Origin of the sequence: Nocardia pneumoniae NBRC 100136, assembly GCF_000308755.1 — a bacterium.
Lineage (GTDB): Bacteria > Actinomycetota > Actinomycetes > Mycobacteriales > Mycobacteriaceae > Nocardia > Nocardia pneumoniae.
Window position 1 is genome coordinate 1 of the sequence record NZ_BAGF01000007.1, and the last position, 17,492, is coordinate 17,492.

Annotated in this window: 14 protein-coding genes and 1 pseudogene; 9 read left to right on the top strand and 6 right to left on the bottom strand. The window is 68.5% G+C overall.

The annotated features are described in order from the left end of the window. Positions 1-22: 22 nt before the first annotated feature. Positions 23-1,165 (bottom strand): helix-turn-helix domain-containing protein, encoded by a 1,143-nt coding sequence (locus tag ON34_RS02450; protein ID WP_040773635.1) that lies wholly within the window; start codon positions 1,163-1,165, stop codon positions 23-25. Positions 1,166-2,132: 967 nt separating this feature from the next. On the opposite strand from ON34_RS02450, the gene ON34_RS34315 reads away from it, so the two are divergent. Then, positions 2,133-3,851 carry a glycoside hydrolase domain-containing protein gene (locus ON34_RS34315; RefSeq protein WP_083889098.1) on the top strand — a complete coding sequence of 573 codons (1,719 nt, stop codon included), beginning with the start codon at positions 2,133-2,135 and terminating at the stop codon, positions 3,849-3,851. Positions 3,852-3,906: 55 nt separating this feature from the next. On the opposite strand, the gene ON34_RS02465 is transcribed toward ON34_RS34315, so the two are convergent. Continuing rightward, entirely contained in the window at positions 3,907-5,034 is a 1,128-nt protein-coding gene (locus tag ON34_RS02465) for an NADH:flavin oxidoreductase (RefSeq protein ID WP_040773637.1), read from the bottom strand. Positions 5,035-5,150: 116 nt separating this feature from the next. On the opposite strand from ON34_RS02465, the gene ON34_RS02470 reads away from it, so the two are divergent. Beyond that, positions 5,151-5,585: a MarR family winged helix-turn-helix transcriptional regulator gene (locus ON34_RS02470; protein ID WP_040773639.1), complete on the top strand. Its 435-nt coding sequence runs from the start codon at positions 5,151-5,153 to the stop codon at positions 5,583-5,585. Positions 5,586-5,793: 208 nt separating this feature from the next. Here the strand turns inward: ON34_RS02470 and ON34_RS02475 are convergent, their stop codons facing one another. Together ON34_RS02475 and ON34_RS02480 are read right to left on the bottom strand one after the other, a co-directional pair. Further along, entirely contained in the window at positions 5,794-6,219 is a 426-nt protein-coding gene (locus ON34_RS02475) for an HIT family protein (RefSeq protein WP_040773642.1), read from the bottom strand. A gap of 48 nt (positions 6,220-6,267) precedes the next feature. Beyond that, entirely contained in the window at positions 6,268-6,645 is a 378-nt protein-coding gene (locus ON34_RS02480; RefSeq protein ID WP_040773644.1) for a PH domain-containing protein, read from the bottom strand. A gap of 343 nt (positions 6,646-6,988) precedes the next feature. Here ON34_RS02480 and purD point away from each other — a divergent pair, with 343 nt between their 5' ends. Beyond that, complete coding sequence (gene purD / locus ON34_RS02485) at positions 6,989-8,281, top strand: phosphoribosylamine--glycine ligase (RefSeq protein WP_040773646.1); 1,293 nt, start codon at positions 6,989-6,991, stop codon at positions 8,279-8,281. A gap of 184 nt (positions 8,282-8,465) precedes the next feature. Here the strand turns inward: purD and ON34_RS02490 are convergent, their stop codons facing one another. Then, positions 8,466-9,443 (bottom strand): M23 family metallopeptidase, encoded by a 978-nt coding sequence (locus ON34_RS02490; protein ID WP_040773648.1) that lies wholly within the window; start codon positions 9,441-9,443, stop codon positions 8,466-8,468. A 51-nt stretch (positions 9,444-9,494) separates the two neighbouring features. Here ON34_RS02490 and ON34_RS02495 point away from each other — a divergent pair, with 51 nt between their 5' ends. From ON34_RS02495 to ON34_RS02510, 4 genes and pseudogenes are all read left to right on the top strand, one after another. Next, complete coding sequence (locus ON34_RS02495) at positions 9,495-10,664, top strand: pyridoxal phosphate-dependent aminotransferase (RefSeq protein WP_218003846.1); 1,170 nt, start codon at positions 9,495-9,497, stop codon at positions 10,662-10,664. Positions 10,665-10,792: 128 nt separating this feature from the next. Beyond that, positions 10,793-11,389 (top strand): annotated as a pseudogene (locus ON34_RS02500) (TetR family transcriptional regulator); the annotation flags it as partial. 290 nt (positions 11,390-11,679) lie between these two features. Continuing rightward, positions 11,680-13,101: an adenylosuccinate lyase gene (gene purB / locus ON34_RS02505; RefSeq protein WP_040773654.1), complete on the top strand. Its 1,422-nt coding sequence runs from the start codon at positions 11,680-11,682 to the stop codon at positions 13,099-13,101. Positions 13,102-13,202: 101 nt separating this feature from the next. After that, positions 13,203-13,625 (top strand): HIT family protein, encoded by a 423-nt coding sequence (locus tag ON34_RS02510; protein WP_040773656.1) that lies wholly within the window; start codon positions 13,203-13,205, stop codon positions 13,623-13,625. Positions 13,626-13,695: 70 nt separating this feature from the next. Here the strand turns inward: ON34_RS02510 and ON34_RS02515 are convergent, their stop codons facing one another. Beyond that, positions 13,696-14,781, bottom strand: coding sequence for an alkene reductase (locus ON34_RS02515; protein WP_040773658.1), 1,086 nt, complete (start codon positions 14,779-14,781; stop codon positions 13,696-13,698). A gap of 46 nt (positions 14,782-14,827) precedes the next feature. Between ON34_RS02515 and ON34_RS02520 the strand changes: the two genes are divergently transcribed. Continuing rightward, on the top strand, positions 14,828-15,199 hold the full coding sequence (locus ON34_RS02520; protein WP_040773791.1) for a MerR family transcriptional regulator: 372 nt from the start codon (positions 14,828-14,830) through the stop codon (positions 15,197-15,199). 10 nt (positions 15,200-15,209) lie between these two features. Further along, on the top strand, positions 15,210-17,387 hold the full coding sequence (locus ON34_RS02525; protein WP_051022091.1) for a S9 family peptidase: 2,178 nt from the start codon (positions 15,210-15,212) through the stop codon (positions 17,385-17,387). Positions 17,388-17,492 lie beyond the last annotated feature (105 nt).

The following is a 17,492-nucleotide window of genomic DNA, read 5'->3' on the forward strand; positions in this document are numbered from 1 at the left end:
CCAGCCGCTGGCGCGGCTGAGCTCAGTGGTTCTCGCCTGCTGTCCGGGCGGTGGGGTCTATCTCCGCCATCAACATGCGCAGTGTGAGCGAGTGCTTCTCCGGGGGTAGCGCGTCGAGTGCCGCCCGTGCCAGTTTCACTCCCTGGGCGCGGTCACCGGCCCGAACCAGCATCAAACCTCGGTGCATGTCCAAGTGGGTCGCGAACCGGGGCAGCGAGTCGGGCAGTTCGGCCCGCGCCGCCTCCTGGGCCTGCACCGCCAGTCGTTCGTCGCCGAGTCGGGCGGCCAGCAGGGACAGGAAGACGTTCACCCGCCACCACGGCACCGCGTAGTCGGAGGTCTGCTCCTCGGAGCCGGAACGGTCGAACGCGCGGCGGCCGTTGGCGATCAACCGACGGGCGGTGTGGGTGTCGCCTTGGAGTGCGGCGGCGTGCGCTTTGCCCCATACCGCATTGAGGCGCCCGAGACCGGGTCGCTCGAAGATTTCCAGGGCTTGGTCGGCGAATTCGTGCGCGACCGGCAAAGCGGCGCCTTCGTAACCGAGGGCGATAGCGGCCCGGCCGCGAACCCACGTCCGGATGTCGGTGTCACCGGAGCGGTCCGCCGCTTCCGCGGCCATGCGATACCAGGAGATCGCCTTGTTGCCGTCGGAGCCGGGATAGGTCTTCGCGAACAGGGTCATCAGCCGGGCGGCGACGGCCCACATGCGTGGGGAGTCGAGTTGCTGTTGCAGCACGACCAGATCGGCGGCAAGGCGCTGCTGGATCTGGGCCGCGCCGTGGCTCATATAGTCGGTGCCGTACTGAAAGAGCTTCTGTTCCCATTCCTCGATTCCCGGCCCGGTCGAGTGCAACCGTGCCGAAAATCCTTGTGACAGAAGATCTGACGCCACGACGGGCGCGATAGATGTGGCTGCGAGATGCGATAGGAATTCGCGTCGCTGCACGTCGGCCTCCAACAGACTCAGGGGGCAATCCAGCACGGTCGCCAGATGGCGCAGCCAGAACGGCGACGGCTCGGTTCTGCCCGACTCCCAGTGCCGCGAGATGTATTCGCGTGTCATGTTGTAACCCGACACCTTGGACAGCTCAGCCGCCAACCTGCCCTGGCTCCAGCCTTTGGCGGTGCGCAACTGCCTGATCAGATCGCCTGTGGCCCCCGACATACCACCAGCCTGCCATCCGCGCGGCCGGAAACGCCCGCCGTACGGCCGAATGCCACTCCCCATGCCACTAGCACGTTATGGCCGCCGTCGCCGCGCGGCGTCATGCCGGTCATGCCACCAGTGGTGCCACTGCTGCCAGCGTCGTACGCGCGGAACGCTCTAGAGGTAGGCCCCGGCGCGCGGAAGTTCGCCACCTTCTGACGATTCCCCCCGCGCCGGGTGCCGCTACCAACGCATTCGAACAGGACAGGGGTGGAGTGGTGGGATTCAATTGGTGGCGGGAAGCCGAGCCGGATGAAACATCGCCGCAGGCGATCATCGATCGCGTACAGGCCGAGTGGCGAGCTGAACGCCGCCGCGCACGTATCCGGGTTGAGCAGGCGGCCGAGTCCGATGACGCTCGGCTCTGGCCGATGGGGTGGCCGCATGAAGCGCCTGACCGCCCGCTGAGTGTGTCCGAAGCGCACTGGACGATGCAGCGGCATCGGGGATGTCGCGCCGACGAGTGCCCGCGCAAGGCTGCGGCACGGCAAGCGTTGATCGGCGCAGGGCGCATGGTGCCTGACACGTCACGCGGGTATTGATGACTTTCGTTCTGTGGCCGCACTTCGGCCGCCGATGGCTACGGATCGAGATATCCGGCAGGACCATTCGAATCCGGTTGAGGCGTATCAAGCGTAGCGAGCGACCAGTATGAAACACTCGCGAACCGCGAGCAGCCTTCCGTGCCAACCGCGAGCACGTTCTCGGCAATGGGAATCTATGCAGGCGACCAGGTCTCGCTGCGGGTTCGGACAGGTCACGGGCAAACACCGGATGGGGCACAACCTGTGCATGAGTGCATCTCCTGCTAGCATCGCGCCGAATCTCACTATGTCGGGGTTCACCATCTGTCGAAAGTTGTTGAGATGTACGAACATCACGCGTTACTGCAAATCAGCACGCGGACTCGTACGGGGGGTGCGCGATGACTGAACTGATCGACTTTTCCGCCGCGTTGATCGAACCGCAGGCGATCAAGGATGCTGGATATGCCGGTGTCATCGGCTACTTCAGCGATTCCCGGCCCGGCACGAATTTCGGAGCGAAGCCGCTGCGGCGGGAATACTGCGACCGATTACGTGCCATCGGCCTCGAGATAGTGACCAATTATCAGTACGGCAAAGGTGACACGTCGGATTGGAAAGGGGGATATGACGCGGGCGTGCACCATGCGCGAATCGCGCTGAACTACCATCTCGCGGCGGGCGGACCGGGCCTCCGGCCGCTGTATGCCCCGGTTGACGCGAACCCCTCGCTGGACGAGTGGAATTCGCTGATCGCACCGTTCTTGCGCGGCTGGGCATCGGTGGTCGGCCTGGAGTGGACCGGCATGTACGGCAACGCCCGGTGCATCGACTGGGCGCTGGAGGACGGTGTCGCCACCTGGTTCTGGCAACACAACTGGTCCGGTGATCCTTCGATCAACGGGGATCATCCGGCCGCGCACATCCATCAGATCCGCATCGACAGCGACCGGGTCGGGGGCGTCGTGGTGGATGTCGACAAAGTTCTCGCCGACGACTACGGGCAGTGGTCGAAAGCGGCGAATCCTGATGAAGGGGGAAACATGAACAAGCCGGAGTACACCGAAATCGACCGTATGGGCAACTCCGCGTCCAGTCGGCACGGGGCGCGCGTCACCAACTTCCTGCTACACACGCAGGAGGGCAACGGAACCGCGGAGAGTCTGGCGAACTACCTCAACAATCCGAACAACGGCGTGAGCTACCACTACACGGTCCGCGATCGCATCGTCGTCGACGTCGTCGACACCGACCTGGCGAGCTGGTCTGTGCTGGACGCGAACCCGTACACGATCAATCTGTGCTTCGCGGGCAGCCGCGCCGCCTGGAGCCGGGATGCTTGGCTGAGCATCCGCGACGACATCCGGATCGCGGCGTGGCTGGCGGTGCAGGACGCCAGGAAATACGGCTTCAGCACGCAGGTCATCGCGCCGCCCTATGAACGGGGCGAGGGGATCACCGACCACAAATACGTGACCGAGGTCCTTGGCTTCGGCACGCACACCGATGTCGGGCCGAACTTCCCGTGGGACGTCTTCGCCGACGATGTGCGCGGCTTCGCCAGCGGCGAACCGGGTGGCGGGTCGGAGCCGAACGCGATCAACGACAGCGCGGCCGCGAACCCGTGGCTGGGCAAACGGATCACCGTGGGCGAAATCGCGACGCCGGACGGCGTCGGCCGCTTCGCCCAATTCGAGCACGGCTATATCTACTGGCACCCCGACACCGGCGCCCACCCCATCCCGGAAACACTGTGGCGGAAGTTCGAGGAATTGCGCTGGGAGGCGGGTCCGCTCGGCTATCCGGTCACCGACCGCACCGTCTTGCCGGGGCCGGATGGCCAGCCGTTGGGCGAGGCGCAAGGGTTTCAGGGCGGCGCGCTCTACCGTCAGCAATCCAGCGAGCTCGCCTTCTGGGTGCACGGCGCGATCCGTGACCGCTGGAACCGCTCCGGTTACGAGAAGGGCCCGCTCGGCTGGCCGAAGACCGACGAAATCCGCTGGGACACCGGAACATACCAGGACTTCGAGCACGGCCGGATCTACTGGACCCCGAGCCAGACCCTGGCCACGGTCGCGGTCGGCGGAGTGGATACTCCGCTGCACGACGTGGCGAGCTGACGGAGTCGACGGAGTCGACCAGTACGGCCTGAAGCCGCGGAGAGGCGGACGAGCCCTAGCTCAGCGTCTTCAGCGCCGCCGCGTCGTACGGCTTCAGCTCATCGATCCGCCCGCCCAGGACCTTGGACGCCCACTCCGGGTCCTGCAGCAGGGCGCGGCCGACGGCGACCAGGTCGAACTCGTCGCGCTCCAGGCGATCGAGGAGGTTGTCGAGGCTGCCGAGCTCGGCGCCCTCGCCCGTGAACGCACGGATGAAGTCGCCGTCCAGGCCGACCGAACCGACGGTGATGGTGGGCCTGCCGGTGAGCTTCTTGGTCCAGCCGGCCAGGTTCAGGTCCGAGTCATCGAACTCAGGGAGCCAGTAGCGGCGGGTGGAGGCGTGGAAGGCGTCGACACCCGCCACGGCGAGCGGGGCCAGGATCGCCTCCAGCTCCTGCGGGGTCTCGGCGAGCCGCGCGTCGTAGGCCTCCTGCTTCCACTGCGAGTAGCGGAAGATCACCGGGAAGCCGGGCGAGACGGCCGCGCGGACCGCGGCCACGATCTCGGCCGCGAACTTCGTACGGGCCACTGCGTCGCCGCCGTAGGCATCGGTACGGCGGTTCGTCCGCGCCCACAGGAACTGGTCGAGGAGATAGCCGTGGGCGCCGTGCAGTTCGACGCCGTCGAAGCCGATGCGCTCGGCGGCCGCGGCGGCCTCGGCGAAGGCGCCGATGACGTCGTCCAGGTCACGCTGGGTCATCGCCTTGCCGGTGCCCTCGGTGCCGTCGACGCGGATACCGGAGGGGCCGACGGCGGGTGCGTCGGCGTAGGGCGCGTCGCCCTGGTTGCGCACCATGCCGATGTGCCACAACTGCGGCACGATCGTGCCGCCCGCCGCGTGCACGGCCTCGGCGACCTTCGCCCACCCCGCCAACTGCTCCGCACCGTGGAACCGCGGCACACGATCACTCTGCCCGGCCGACTCGTGGCCGACGTACGTCCCCTCGGTGACGATCAGGCCCACGCCGGCGGCGGCGCGGCGGGCGTAGTACGACCGCACGTCGTCACCGGGAACGCCGCCAGGGGAGAACATGCGCGTCATCGGCGCCATCACGATGCGGTTCGGGACGGTCAGGCCGTTCAGCGCGACGGGCCGGGACAGGAGCTCGGCCGCGCGGGAGGCGGGGGACGCGGTGACGGTCAAGGGGACACTCCTCGCAGCTACTTGACAAGTTCGATGCTTGAGAACTTCAAGCAAACGGGAATACCGTAGAGGTAGATATTTGAGATAGTCAAGTTTCAGTGAATAGAGTGGCTGTCATGACAGAAGCTCCCCGCGTCGACACGGCTCAGCTCATGGAGCTGCTCTCCGTGTCGCTCGGCGTCTACTACGGCGACTTCACAGTCGCGGCGGCGAGTGAGAACCTCACAGCGAGCCAGGGCAAGGCGCTGACCGTGCTGCGCCGGGGACCCGCGGCGATGCGGGCCCTGGCCGAGAACTTGGCCTGCGACGCCTCCAACGTGACCGGGATCGTCGACCGGCTGGAGAAGCGCGGCCTCGTGCGCCGGGAGGCCAGCGCCTCCGACCGGCGCGTCAAGAATCTCGTCCTCACGGCTGAGGGCGAGCGTGTCACCGACGCGATCCGCGCGAAGATGCGCGTCACGCGGGATGGCCTGGACAGGCTCAGCGACCAGGACCGGGAGTCCCTGTACGCCCTGCTGGAACGGGTTTTCGTCGCCCGGGTCGCCGCCTGATCAGGTGGTCCGCGAGGGTCACCGGCCCCGTCACGCCGGGCGCCACCAGGCCTTTCACACCCAATAGGTCGACCTGACCGCCGCCCGCCCACGCGCCGGCTGGTCTCCAGGTTGGAATTGAACTGGTACTGCCAGCGGACCCGCCGTCCCTCGCGTCCATGTCCCACGGGTGACCGCTGGCTAGTACGACCTGAAGAGGCGGGGAGGCTCAGTCAGGGATGTTGGCGCCGTATCCCAGGTCGCGCAGCGCCTGCTTGATCTTGGCTTGGGCCTCGTCCAGGGATTCGGGGCTCGGATTCGGGTCCGCGCCGGAGATGTCGAAGTCACCCAGGGTGAAGGCCGGGAAGACGTGCACGTGCAGGTGCGGCACCTCCAGGCCTGCGATCAGCAGACCGGCGCGCGGCGCGTCCCATGTGGCGCGCACGGCCTGGCCGATCTTCTGCGCGACGCTGGTGAGCCGGGCGAAGGTGTTGGCGTCGACGTCCTGCCACTGGTCGATTTCCTTACGCGGCACGACCAGGGTGTGGCCCGGGTTGATCGGGGCGATGGTGAGGAAGCCGACGAACTCGTCGTCCTCCCAGACGAATCGGCCCGGAAGCTGACCGGCGATGATCGCACTGAAGACAGAAGCCATGCTCCGCAGACTAGACCGGTCCGCGTGCCGCGGGGCGGCACCGGCGCGCTACACCGCCACGAAGTGCGACAGGATGCCCTGTACCTCGTAGATGTCGACTTGGCGGTTGAACCGCTTCAGCAGCGGCTCTGGGGTGCCCGCGATCCAGATGGCCAGTTCGGCGTCCAGATCGAAGGTGCCCGCGGTCTCCACCGAGAAATGGGTGATCGCGCGGTAGGGGACGCTGTGGTAACTCACCTTGCGTCCGGTGACGCCCTGCTTGTCGATCAGGATCAGGCGGCGGTTGGTGAACAGCATGGCGTCGCGGACCAGTAGATACGCGGCGTAGACCTGTTCACCGTTGCCGAGGAGTTTGGCGTACTCCTGTTGCGCCTGGCCCGGATCGATCCGCCCGGCATTCCCCATCAGTCCATCGATCAGACCCACTGTCCCGCCTCTCCGAGTCTTCAGGCCGTACTGGTCGGTGGCGCGGGATTCGCGTTCAGGTCCTGCGTCGGGTGCCGCTAGAGTTCTGGGCGTACCCGGCGAGTTACTCATGTACGTGCGAGATCAGTCGTCACCTGACGTCAGGCCTACATGGTCCCAATTGTTCAGGGGCAGTGGCAAGCTCGGGATGGTGGATCCTGCGGCACCGCCGCGCTGCTGCCTGCCACTGGACTGCGGGCGGACTGCGTCCGGCTGGATCTGTTCTGCGGCTGCCTCGGTTTTCGCTGGGCCCGGCGCGGGCGCCGGACGGACCGCGTCCTGCCGTGACCATTAGTCTGTTGCCGTGCGTGTACTCGTCATCGGTTCCGGAGCCCGTGAACATGCCCTTGTCCTGGCCCTGCGCCGCGACCCCGCGGTGAGCGCGCTGTTCGCCGCCCCCGGCAACGTGGGGATCGCCCAGCACGCGCAGGTCCGCCCGGTGAACCCGTCCTCCGCCGAAGACGTGGTCGCGCTGGCCACCGAGGTGGACGCCGACCTCGTGGTGATCGGTCCCGAGGTTCCGCTCGTGCTCGGGGTCGCCGACGCGGTGCGCGCCGCTGGCATCGCCTGCTTCGGTCCGTCGGCCGCCGCCGCCAGGATCGAGGGGTCCAAGGCGTTCGCCAAGGACGTGATGTCCGCGGCAGGCGTGCGCACCGCGCACAGCGAGGTCGTGGACAGCCCGGCCGAACTCGACGACGCGCTCGACCGCTTCGGACCCACCTGGGTGGTCAAGGACGACGGCCTGGCCGCGGGCAAGGGCGTCGTGGTGACCGCCGACCGCTCCGCCGCGCGCGAGCACGGCGCGGAACTGCTCGAGCAGGGCCATCCGGTGCTGCTGGAATCGTTCCTGGACGGACCGGAAGTATCGCTGTTCTGCCTGGTCGACGGCGAGACCGTGGTGCCGCTGCTGCCCGCGCAGGACCACAAGCGCGTCGGCGACGGGGACACCGGCCCGAACACCGGCGGCATGGGCGCCTACACGCCGCTGCCCTGGTTGCCCGACGAGACCGTCACCGCGATCGTCGAGGACGTGGTGAAACCCGTTGCCGCCGAACTGGTCCGGCGCGGCAGCGGATTCTCCGGCCTGCTCTACGCGGGCCTGGCGATCGGCAAGGACGGTCCCGCCGTGGTCGAATTCAATTGCCGCTTTGGCGATCCCGAGACGCAAGCGGTGCTCGCGCTGCTGGACAGCCCGCTGGGCGAGCTGCTCAACGCCACCGCCACCGGCACGCTCGCGCAGGTCGCGCCGCCGCGCTGGCGCGCCGGCTCCGCGATCACCGTGGTACTCGCCGCGGAGAACTACCCGGGTCGTCCGCGCCTCGGCGACGCCATCTCCGGCGCGGGCGAGGGCGCGCTCGACGACACCGCCACGGTCCTGCACGCGGGCACCGCGCTGCGCGAAGACGGCGCGCTGGTCTCCGCGGGCGGCCGGGTGCTGAACGTGGTCGGCGTCGGCGCCGACCTGGTCGAGGCTCGCGCGCGCGCCTACGACCGCATCGCCGCCATCAAGCTTCCCGGCAGCCACTACCGCACGGATATCGGCCTGGCCGCCGTCGAGGACCGCATTACTGTCTCCCCCGTCTCTCCGGGTCTTTAGGCCGTCCAGCCGGGTGCCGCCGGATTTGCGTTCAGGTCCCGCGTCGGTAGCCGACCGTCACCTGTGGCGGTGCCAGCATGCAGACCGAGAGTGGTCCGCGAAGGCGGCCACGTCGATCCGCGCCAATGGCTTGCGGGCTGCGGGCCAAGGGCCTCGGCACGAGAGGGCCGCGAGGCGGGGGAGCTCAGCCGTAGGTCAGTCCGCGTAGTGCCAGCCACTGCAGTGGGTCCACGTGCCGCCCGCCGACGAGCACTTCGAAATGCAGGTGCGGACCGGTCGAGTCGCCTCGGTTGCCCATGCGGGCGATCTGCATGCCCGCGGGCACCCGTTCGCCGACCGAGACGAAGAAGTCGTACATGTGCCCGTAGACGGTGATGGTGCCGTCGTCGTGGCGGATCCGCACCCAGAGACCGAATCCGTTGGCCGGTCCCGCGTCGATCACCGTGCCGTCGGCGACCGCGTAGATCGGGGTGCCGATCGGCGCCGCGATATCGATCCCGTTGTGAAAGGTGCCCCAGCGGGAACCGAATCCCGAGGTGAACACGCCGCGCGCGGGCAGGACGAAGCCACCGGTACCCGGCAGCACCGCCCCGGGCTGCACCGGCGCGCTTCCGGTCAACCACGGCTGAGGCTGACCCGCGACCGCGGCGGCTGCCTCGGCCTTGGCGCGTTCCAGGGTGACGCGCGCGGCCGCGGCGACCACGGCCTGCTCGCGCAGCCGCTCACCGTTGGCGATCGCGTTCAGCAACCGGCGCACCGACGGCGGTGTGCTCTGCACTTGCGGCGGATAGGCGATGGCGACGCGCTGGGCGTGATCCGGCGCCGGGGTGCGTTCGGTGACCGTCCCGGCGAACGACGTGTCGCCCGCGGCGAACACCGCCGCCGCGGCGAGCCCGGCCAGCAGCACTTTGTGCTTGCGGGCCAGCGCCAGCACATCGTCGCCGCTGGGCCTGCGCCGCCACAGGTCACGAAGATCCGGTCTGTGTTTCCACCGGGTCCGCAACGCGGATCGGCGCGCCCATAGGACGCGCCGATACCGCCTGCCGAGCCTCCGCATTGCGGGACGTTTCGGCGGGCGCGCACGCCAGTCACGCGGAATGACCCCGATGCCACCCACTCCGCGTACTCGGTCGAGCCGTTCTCGTCGAGCTTTCTCGAGCATTACGCAGACCATAACCGCGACCGGGCCCGCTGGTGCTCTACCGTCTGTCGAGTGTCCAGAGAATCTCGCCGGTCGACCATTCCACCTTTCTACGTGATGGATGTCTGGAAAGCCGCCGCTGAACGCGCCAGAACACACGGCGACGTGCTCGTTCTCGCCGCGGGGCAGCCCTCGACACCGGCGCCCGCGCCGGTGCTGCGCGCGACGAGACTGGCGATCGAGTCGGAATTGCTCGGTTACACCGAGACTTTCGGCATCCTGGCGCTGCGCGAAGCGATCGCCGAACACCATCGCGAGACCTACGGCTACCAGGTCGACCCGGACGACGTGGTGGTGACGACCGGCTCGTCCGGCGCGTTCTCGCTGATCTTCCTCGCCGCCTTCGATCCCGGCGACACCGTTGTGGTCGCGCGCCCGGGCTACCCGGCCTATCGCAACACGCTCGCCGCGCTCGGTTGCCGCGTGCTCGAGCTGGACTGCGGCGCCCAGACCAGATTCCAGCCCACCGTCGCGATGCTCGACGCTCTGCCGGAACCCCCTGCGGGTCTGATCGTGGCCAGTCCCGCCAACCCCACCGGGACCATGATCGCCCCCGCCGAACTCGCCGCGCTGGCCCGCTGGTGCGAGGAGCACGGCACGCTGCTGATCTCCGACGAGATCTACCACGGCATCACCTACGACAACGTCGGCGCCGACAGCGCGACCTCGTCGGCCTGGGAGACCTCGCGGGAATCGGTGGTGATCGGCTCGGTCTCCAAGTACTTCTCCATGACGGGCTGGCGGCTCGGCTGGATGCTGGTGCCGAGCGGATTGCGGCCCGCACTGCAACGACTGGCCTCGAACCTGACCGTCTGCCCGCCCGCCATCTCGCAGTACGCGGCCATGCACGCGTTCGGCGCGGAAGCCAAGGAGGAGCTCGACGGGCACGTCCGGCGATATGCGGTGAACCGGCGGCTGCTGCTGGACGGCCTGCCGAAGCTGGGCATCACCGACCTCGCCCCGGCCGACGGCGCCTTCTACGCCTACGCCGACATCGGCCACCTCACCGACGACTCCCGGGCATGGTGTGCCGACGTGCTGAACCACACCGGGGTAGCACTCGCGCCAGGGGTCGACTTCGACACCGTCAACGGGCACCACACGGTGCGCTTCTCGTTCGCAGGAGCCACGGCGGACATCGAGGCGGCGCTGCTGCGTCTAGGGCACTATCTCGCTGTCTGAACTTGCTCTCGTACAACAACTTTCCGCAGTTCGGCACCATTACCGCGGAGATGCGGTAAAACAACGATGGCTGCTTTTCCTCGCTGATTTCCCCTGGAAGAACTGATGACGACTGGCACGATGGCACGGTGATCACCGCGACGACCCCGAAAGGCGAACGGCGTCGCCAGGCTCTGGTAGCCGCCGCCGCCGAGTTGCTGCTCGAAGGTGGATTCGAAGCGGTGCGGCATCGTTCGGTCGCGACCCGCGCTGATCTGCCGCTGGCGTCGACCACCTACTATTTCGAATCCCTGGACGATCTGATCGCGCGGGCGGTCGAGTTCAGCGGCAACGCCGAGCTGGACGCGATGCGCAGGCGGATCGGTGAGGTGAGCCACCGTCGCCGCGGCGCGGAGGCCACCGTCGACCTGGTGCTCGACCTGCTGGTCGGGGCCGACGGCGCCGACGAGGTCGCGCGCGGGCAGCTGATCGCCCGCTACGAGCGTTCGGTCGCCTCGGCGCGGCACCCGGAGTTACGCGAGGTCCAGTTACGTCTGCGCGCCCAGCTGGACGAGCTGCTGGCCGACGTGCTGCGCCGGTCCGATCGGATGGTGCGCCCGGAGCAGTTGCGCAGGCTGGTCGCGGTGGTGGACGGAGCGGTGGTCGCGGCGCTCACCGAGATGGACCCCGAACCGCGGCGGATGGCGCGTGGTGCGCTGCTGGAAGTGATCGACATCGTCGCGCCCCCGGCGCGAGCGGCGGAGGCGGCTGCCGCATCGGGCGCGGCGCGAGCGTCCGGCCCGGAAACGGGAGCCTGGGTAGCCGCGGAGGGTGCCGCGCGTGTCCCATCGAGCGCGCCGCGACCGCCGAGCCCCGAGGGCTACCTGCCCTCCGAGGGCGCCGGGCGCGCCGGACCAGGCGCCACGCCCGGGCAAGTGGATCGTTTCCGGGCACTAGACTGACCGGACGTGAGCGAGCGAACCTTCAGCACAGTGCCTCTGCGCACGACGGAGCCGAGCGTCAGCGAGGCGGAGTCGTGAGCCTCGTCCCCAATGTCCTCGCCACCCGCTACGCCAGCCATGAGCTGGTGCACCTGTGGTCGCCGGAGCGCAAGATCGTGCTCGAGCGGCGGCTGTGGCTGGAGGTGTTGCGCGCGCAGGCGGAGCTGGGCGTCGACGTGCCCGAGGGAGTCATCGCGGATTACGAGCGGGTGCTCGACGAGGTCGATCTCGCGTCGATCGCCGAACGCGAGCGGGTCACCCGGCACGACGTGAAGGCCCGCATCGAGGAATTCAACGCACTGGCCGGGCATGAGCACGTGCACAAGGGCATGACCAGCCGGGACCTCACCGAGAACGTCGAGCAGTTGCAGATCCGGCTGTCGCTCGAGCACGTGCACGCGCATGGTGTGGCGGTCGCCGCGCGGCTGGCCGAGCGCGCCGCCGAATACCAGACGCTGGTGATGGCGGGCCGCTCGCACAATGTCGCCGCGCAGGCCACCACGCTGGGCAAGCGGTTCGCTTCCGCCGCCGATGAACTTCTGATCGCGCTCACCAGGCTGCGCGAGCTGATCGATCGCTACCCGCTGCGCGGCATCAAAGGTCCGATGGGCACCGCGCAGGACATGCTGGACCTGCTCGGCGGCGACCCGGCCAAGCTCGCCCGGCTGGAGCAGCAGGTGGCCAGGCATCTCGGCTTCGCGACCGTGCTCACCAGCGTCGGCCAGGTCTATCCGCGCTCGCTGGACCACGATGTGCTCTCCGCGCTGGTGCAGGTCGGCGCGGGCCCGTCCTCGTTCGCGCACACCATCCGGTTGATGGCCGGGCACGAGCTGGTCACCGAGGGTTTCCAGCCTGGTCAGGTGGGCAGTTCGGCGATGCCGCACAAGATGAACACCCGCTCCTGCGAGCGGGTCAACGGCCTGCAGGTGGTGCTGCGCGGTTACGCCTCGATGGCGGCCGAGCTGGCGGGCGCGCAGTGGAACGAGGGCGACGTGTTCTGCTCGGTGGTCCGTCGCGTCGCGCTGCCGGACGCGTTCTTCGCCATCGACGGGATGATGGAGACCTTCCTCACCGTCCTGGCCGAATTCGGCGCCTACCCGGCCGTCGTCGCCCGCGAGCTGGACCGCTACCTGCCGTTCCTCGCCACCACCCGCATCCTGATGGCCGCCGTCCGCGCTGGTGTCGGCCGCGAGACCGCGCACGAGGTCATCAAGGAGCACGCCGTCGCGGTCGCCCTGGCGATGCGGGAGCAGGGCCGCGAACCCGACCTGCTGGACCGCCTCGCCGCCGACGAGCGCCTGCCGCTCGACCGCGCGGCCCTCGCCGAGGCGCTGGCCGACAAGTCCGCCTTCGTCGGCGCCGCCGAAGCACAGGTCGCCGACGTCATCGGCCAGGTGCAGAAACTGGTCGACCGCTACCCGGACGCGGCCCGCTACACGCCGTCACCAATCCTGTAGCCGGACCACTACTTTCGCTGCTTCGTTTCGCGGTGGTGATAGTGGGCCGGTAGCGTCTCCGTGGTGGTCGCGCCTGCGGATGAGCGCATAGGCTGCCGAACGTGAATCCGTACACGATTTTCGCCGATATCGTTGCCGGGCGGGCGCCGTCGAGCAAGGTCTACGAGGACGATGATGTGCTGGCGTTCATGGACATTCGGCCGATGACGCCGGGCCATCTGCTGGTGGTGCCGAAGGTGGCGGCGCGCAGTCTGGCGGAACTCGATCCGGCGATCGGGGGGAAGCTGTTCCAGGTGGGGCAGCGGCTGGCCGCGGCGCTGCGGGCCAGCGAAGTCGCGTGTGACGGCGTGAATTTCTTTCTCGCCGACGGAGTGACAGCCGGACAAGAAGTCTTCCACGTCCACCTACACGTCATCCCGCGCACACCGGGCGACGGATTCGGCCTGCGAGCTCGCCCAACCACCCCACACCGCGCCGACCTGGACTACCTCGCATCTTCCATTCGCGGCGCACTCCGGGACTGAACTCCACGAGTGGCACACCGCTGCGGCAACGGCCGAGAAGGGCCCTGCTTGGTGTGCCACTCGTCGCCGATCAGCCGGAGATGGCGGCGGCTGTCCAGGCTGGGTAGTCGCTGTAGCCCTCGGCGGTTCGGCCGTAGAGGGTCTCCTCGCGGATGGGGGCGAGTGGTAGGTCGTACCGGATGCGGTGGACGAGGTCGGGGTTGGCGATGAACGACCGGCCGAACGACACCAGATCGGCGAGTCCGGATCGCAGCACCTCCTCCGCGCCCGCGGCGCTCGTCGGCTCCCGGTTCTCGCCGATATTGGCGATGAGCGTGCCACTCCAGCGTGGCCGCAGGTCGCGCAGCGCGGGATAGCGGTCGTTGTCGGTGAGGTGCAGGTAGGCGAGGTCGCGCTGATCGAGTTCTGCGACGAGGGCGCGGTAGAGCGGGGCCGGGTCCGCCTCGACCATGCCGAACTGCGGGTTGCCCGGCGACAGCCGGATCGCGGTGCGCGCGGAACCGATGGCGTCGGCCACCGCGTCGACTACGGCCAGCGGCAGCCGCATGCGGTTGTCGATCGAGCCGCCGTATTCGTCGTCGCGGAGGTTGGTGTTGTCGGCGAGGAACTGGTGCACGAGATAGCTGTTGGCGCCGTGGATCTCCACACCGTCGAAGCCCGCGTCCATGGCGTTGCGTGCGGCGTCGGCATGCTGGCGGACCACGGCCGCGATCCCGGCGTGATCCAGGGCGGCGGGGGTGATGGGGTCGCCCTTGCCACCGTCGATCAGGTGCACATGGTCGTCGTCCAGCACGGCCGACGGTCCGGCGGGCCAGGAGCCGTCGATCCGCGCGAGCGGGTGGCCCTTGCGCCCGCCGTGCATCAACTGCGCGAAGATCCGCCCGCCGCGTGCGTGCACCGCTTCGGTGACCCGCCGCCACGCCTCGACATGCGCGGGCGTCTGCAATCCGGGCACCCACGCTTCGCTCTGTCCGGTCGAGTGCGGCCAGATGCCCTCGGTGACGATGAGCCCGGCCGTCGCCCTTTGGGCGTAGTAGTCGGCGACGTCGCTGGTCGGCGAGCCATCGGGCAGTGAGCGCAGCCGGGTCATCGGGGACATGACGATGCGGTTGGGCAGGTCGATCAGGTGGTTGCGGTATTCGGTCAGAAGCAGCATGGCTGTACCGTAAAAGCTGACATCAATGTCAGGTCAAGGAGTGAACGTGCGGATCGGTGAACTGGCCGAGCGGACCGGCGTGAGCGTCCGGTCGCTGCGGTACTACGAGACCAAGGGCCTGCTGGCCGCGGAGCGGACCTCCGGTGGACAGCGGGAATATCCCGAGACGGCGGTGGACCGGGTCCGGCGCATCCAGGAGATGTTCGCGGCGGGCCTGCACAGCGACACCATCGGTGAGCTGCTGCCGTGCATCCACGACGTGGACGGCACGCCCAACGCCCAGGCGACGCCGTTCCTGGTGGAAAAGCTCACCGAGGAACGCGCCAGGATCGACCAGGCCCTGCGCGACCTGCGCCGGACCAGCGAGGTGCTGGACGGCGTCATCCGAGCTGCGGGCGGCGCGGGGTCCGAACAGTAGGGTGGACGCCATGGCTCTCGACAGCGGAACGATCTCCGACTCCGATAGCGGCGCTCCCGTCGTGGCGGCGCCGATCGCCAAGACCGTCCCCACCGAGCGGGTGCACCACGGCGACGTGTTCGTCGACGAGTACGAGTGGCTGCGGGACAAGGACAATCCCGACGTCATCGCCTACCTGGAGGCGGAGAACGCCTACACCGAGGCGCGGACCGCCCATCTGGACACGCTGCGCGAGACGATCTTCGACGAGATCAAGGCGCGCACCCAGGAGACCGACCTGTCGGTGCCGACCCGGCTGGGTGACTACTGGTACTACTCGCGCAGCTTCGAAGGCAAGCAGTACGGCGTGCACTGCCGGTGCCCGATCGCCGCCGACGCGGAAGGCATCGACGCGTGGACGCCGCCGGTGCTGGACGCGGAGACCGAGGTCGCGGGCGAAGAGGTGCTGCTCGACAGCAACGAGCTGGCCGAGGGCCACGACTTCTTCGCGCTGGGCGCGTTCTCGATCAGCCATGACGGCACGCTGCTGGCCTACTCGGTGGACAACGTCGGCGACGAGCGCTACGTGCTGCGGTTCAAGGACCTGCGCACTGGTGAACTGCTCGGCGACGAGATCACGGGCACCGCGCCCGGCGCGACATGGTCGCTGGACGGCAGCCACGTCTTCTATCAAACCGTCGACGAGTCATGGCGGCCCGACACGGTGTGGCGGCACCGGCTCGGCAGCACCGAGCCCGACGTCAAGGTGTTCCACGAGCCCGACGAGCGCTATTGGGTGAGCATCGGCGCGACCCGGTCGGAGAAGTACCTGATGATCTGGGTCAGCTCGAAGATCACCAGCGAGGGGTGGGTGCTGGAGTCGGACAACCCCGAGGGCGAGTTCCGCGTCCTGCTGCCCCGCCGCGAGGGCGTCGAGTACTCCGCCGAGCACGCGGTGATCGGCGGCGCGGACCGCTTCCTGATCCTGCACAACGACGTGGTCGACGGGGTCAAGGCGGAGAACTTCGTGCTGGCCGAGGCGCCGGTGGACGATCCGTCGAACCTGACGCAACTGATCGGTCATCGCGACGACGTGCGGCTCGAGGACATCGACGCGTTCGGCGACCACTTGGTGCTCAGCTACCGCCGCGAGGCGCTCACCCGGATCGCGGTGTGGCCGCTCACCGAAACCGGCTACGGCGAACGCCGCGAACTCGACTTCGACCTCGAGCTCTTCGCCGTCGGCGTCGGCTCCAACCCGGAGTGGGCGCAGCCCACCCTGCGCATCGGGCTGACCTCGTTCATCACGCCCATGCAGGTGTTCGACTACGTCCCGGCCACCGGTGAGCTGCTGCTGCGCAAGGAGCAGCCGGTGCTCGGCGGCTACGACGCGAACGACTACGAACAGCATCGCGATTGGGCGGTCGCGCAGGACGGCACCCGGATTCCGATCTCGCTGGTCCGGAAGAAGGGCGCGGCCGCCGACGGGCCGAAACCGCTGCTGCTGTACGGCTACGGCTCCTACGAGGCGAGCATCGACCCGTCGTTCTCGGTCGCCCGCCTTTCGCTGCTGGATCGCGGCATGGTCTTCGCGGTCGCGCACGTGCGCGGCGGCGGCGAAATGGGCAGGCTGTGGTACGAGCACGGCAAGACGCTCACCAAGAAGAACACCTTCACCGACTTCGTCGCCTGCGCGCGGCACCTGATCGATTCCGGCGTCACCGCGGCGGACCGGATGGTCGCGGACGGGGGCAGCGCGGGCGGCCTGCTGGTCGGCGCGGTGGCGAACCTGGCGCCGGAACTGTTCGCGGGCATCCTGGCCAACGTGCCGTTCGTGGATCCGCTCACCTCCATCCTCGACCCGTCGCTTCCGCTGACCGTCATCGAGTGGGACGAGTGGGGCAACCCGCTGGCGGACAAGGACGTCTACGAGTACATGAAGTCCTACTCCCCCTACGAGAACGTCGAGGCCAAGGCCTACCCGGCGATCCTGGCCATCACCAGCCTGAACGACACGCGCGTGCTCTACGTCGAACCGGCGAAGTGGATCGCCAAGCTGCGGGCCACCGCGACCGGCGACGCGCCGCTGCTGCTCAAGACGGAGATGACGGCGGGCCACGGCGGCGTCAGCGGGCGCTACGAGAAGTGGCGGGAAGTGGCCTTCGAACACGCCTGGGTGCTCGATACGGTCGGTCTCGCCGACGCGTAGATCATCCGCATTCCACCGGGCTGGTCCTGTGGCCCGGGGGGAGCGGTTGCGCTGACACCCGGGTGCACTACCCGCTGGATACAAGCGTGAGGCACTGTTCGCCGC

What these genes read in the sequence shown, in the direction of transcription:
- ON34_RS02450 (WP_040773635.1), bottom strand. Translation starts at nt 1,165, where the DNA reads ATGTCGGGGGCCACAGGCGATCTGATCAGGCAGTTGCGCACCGCCAAA.
- ON34_RS34315 (WP_083889098.1), top strand. Translation starts at nt 2,133, where the DNA reads ATGACTGAACTGATCGACTTTTCCGCCGCGTTGATCGAACCGCAGGCG.
- ON34_RS02470 (WP_040773639.1), top strand. Translation starts at nt 5,151, where the DNA reads ATGACAGAAGCTCCCCGCGTCGACACGGCTCAGCTCATGGAGCTGCTC.
- ON34_RS02475 (WP_040773642.1), bottom strand. Translation starts at nt 6,219, where the DNA reads ATGGCTTCTGTCTTCAGTGCGATCATCGCCGGTCAGCTTCCGGGCCGA.
- ON34_RS02490 (WP_040773648.1), bottom strand. Translation starts at nt 9,443, where the DNA reads ATGCTCGAGAAAGCTCGACGAGAACGGCTCGACCGAGTACGCGGAGTG.
- ON34_RS02515 (WP_040773658.1), bottom strand. Translation starts at nt 14,781, where the DNA reads ATGCTGCTTCTGACCGAATACCGCAACCACCTGATCGACCTGCCCAAC.
- ON34_RS02525 (WP_051022091.1), top strand. Translation starts at nt 15,210, where the DNA reads ATGGCTCTCGACAGCGGAACGATCTCCGACTCCGATAGCGGCGCTCCC.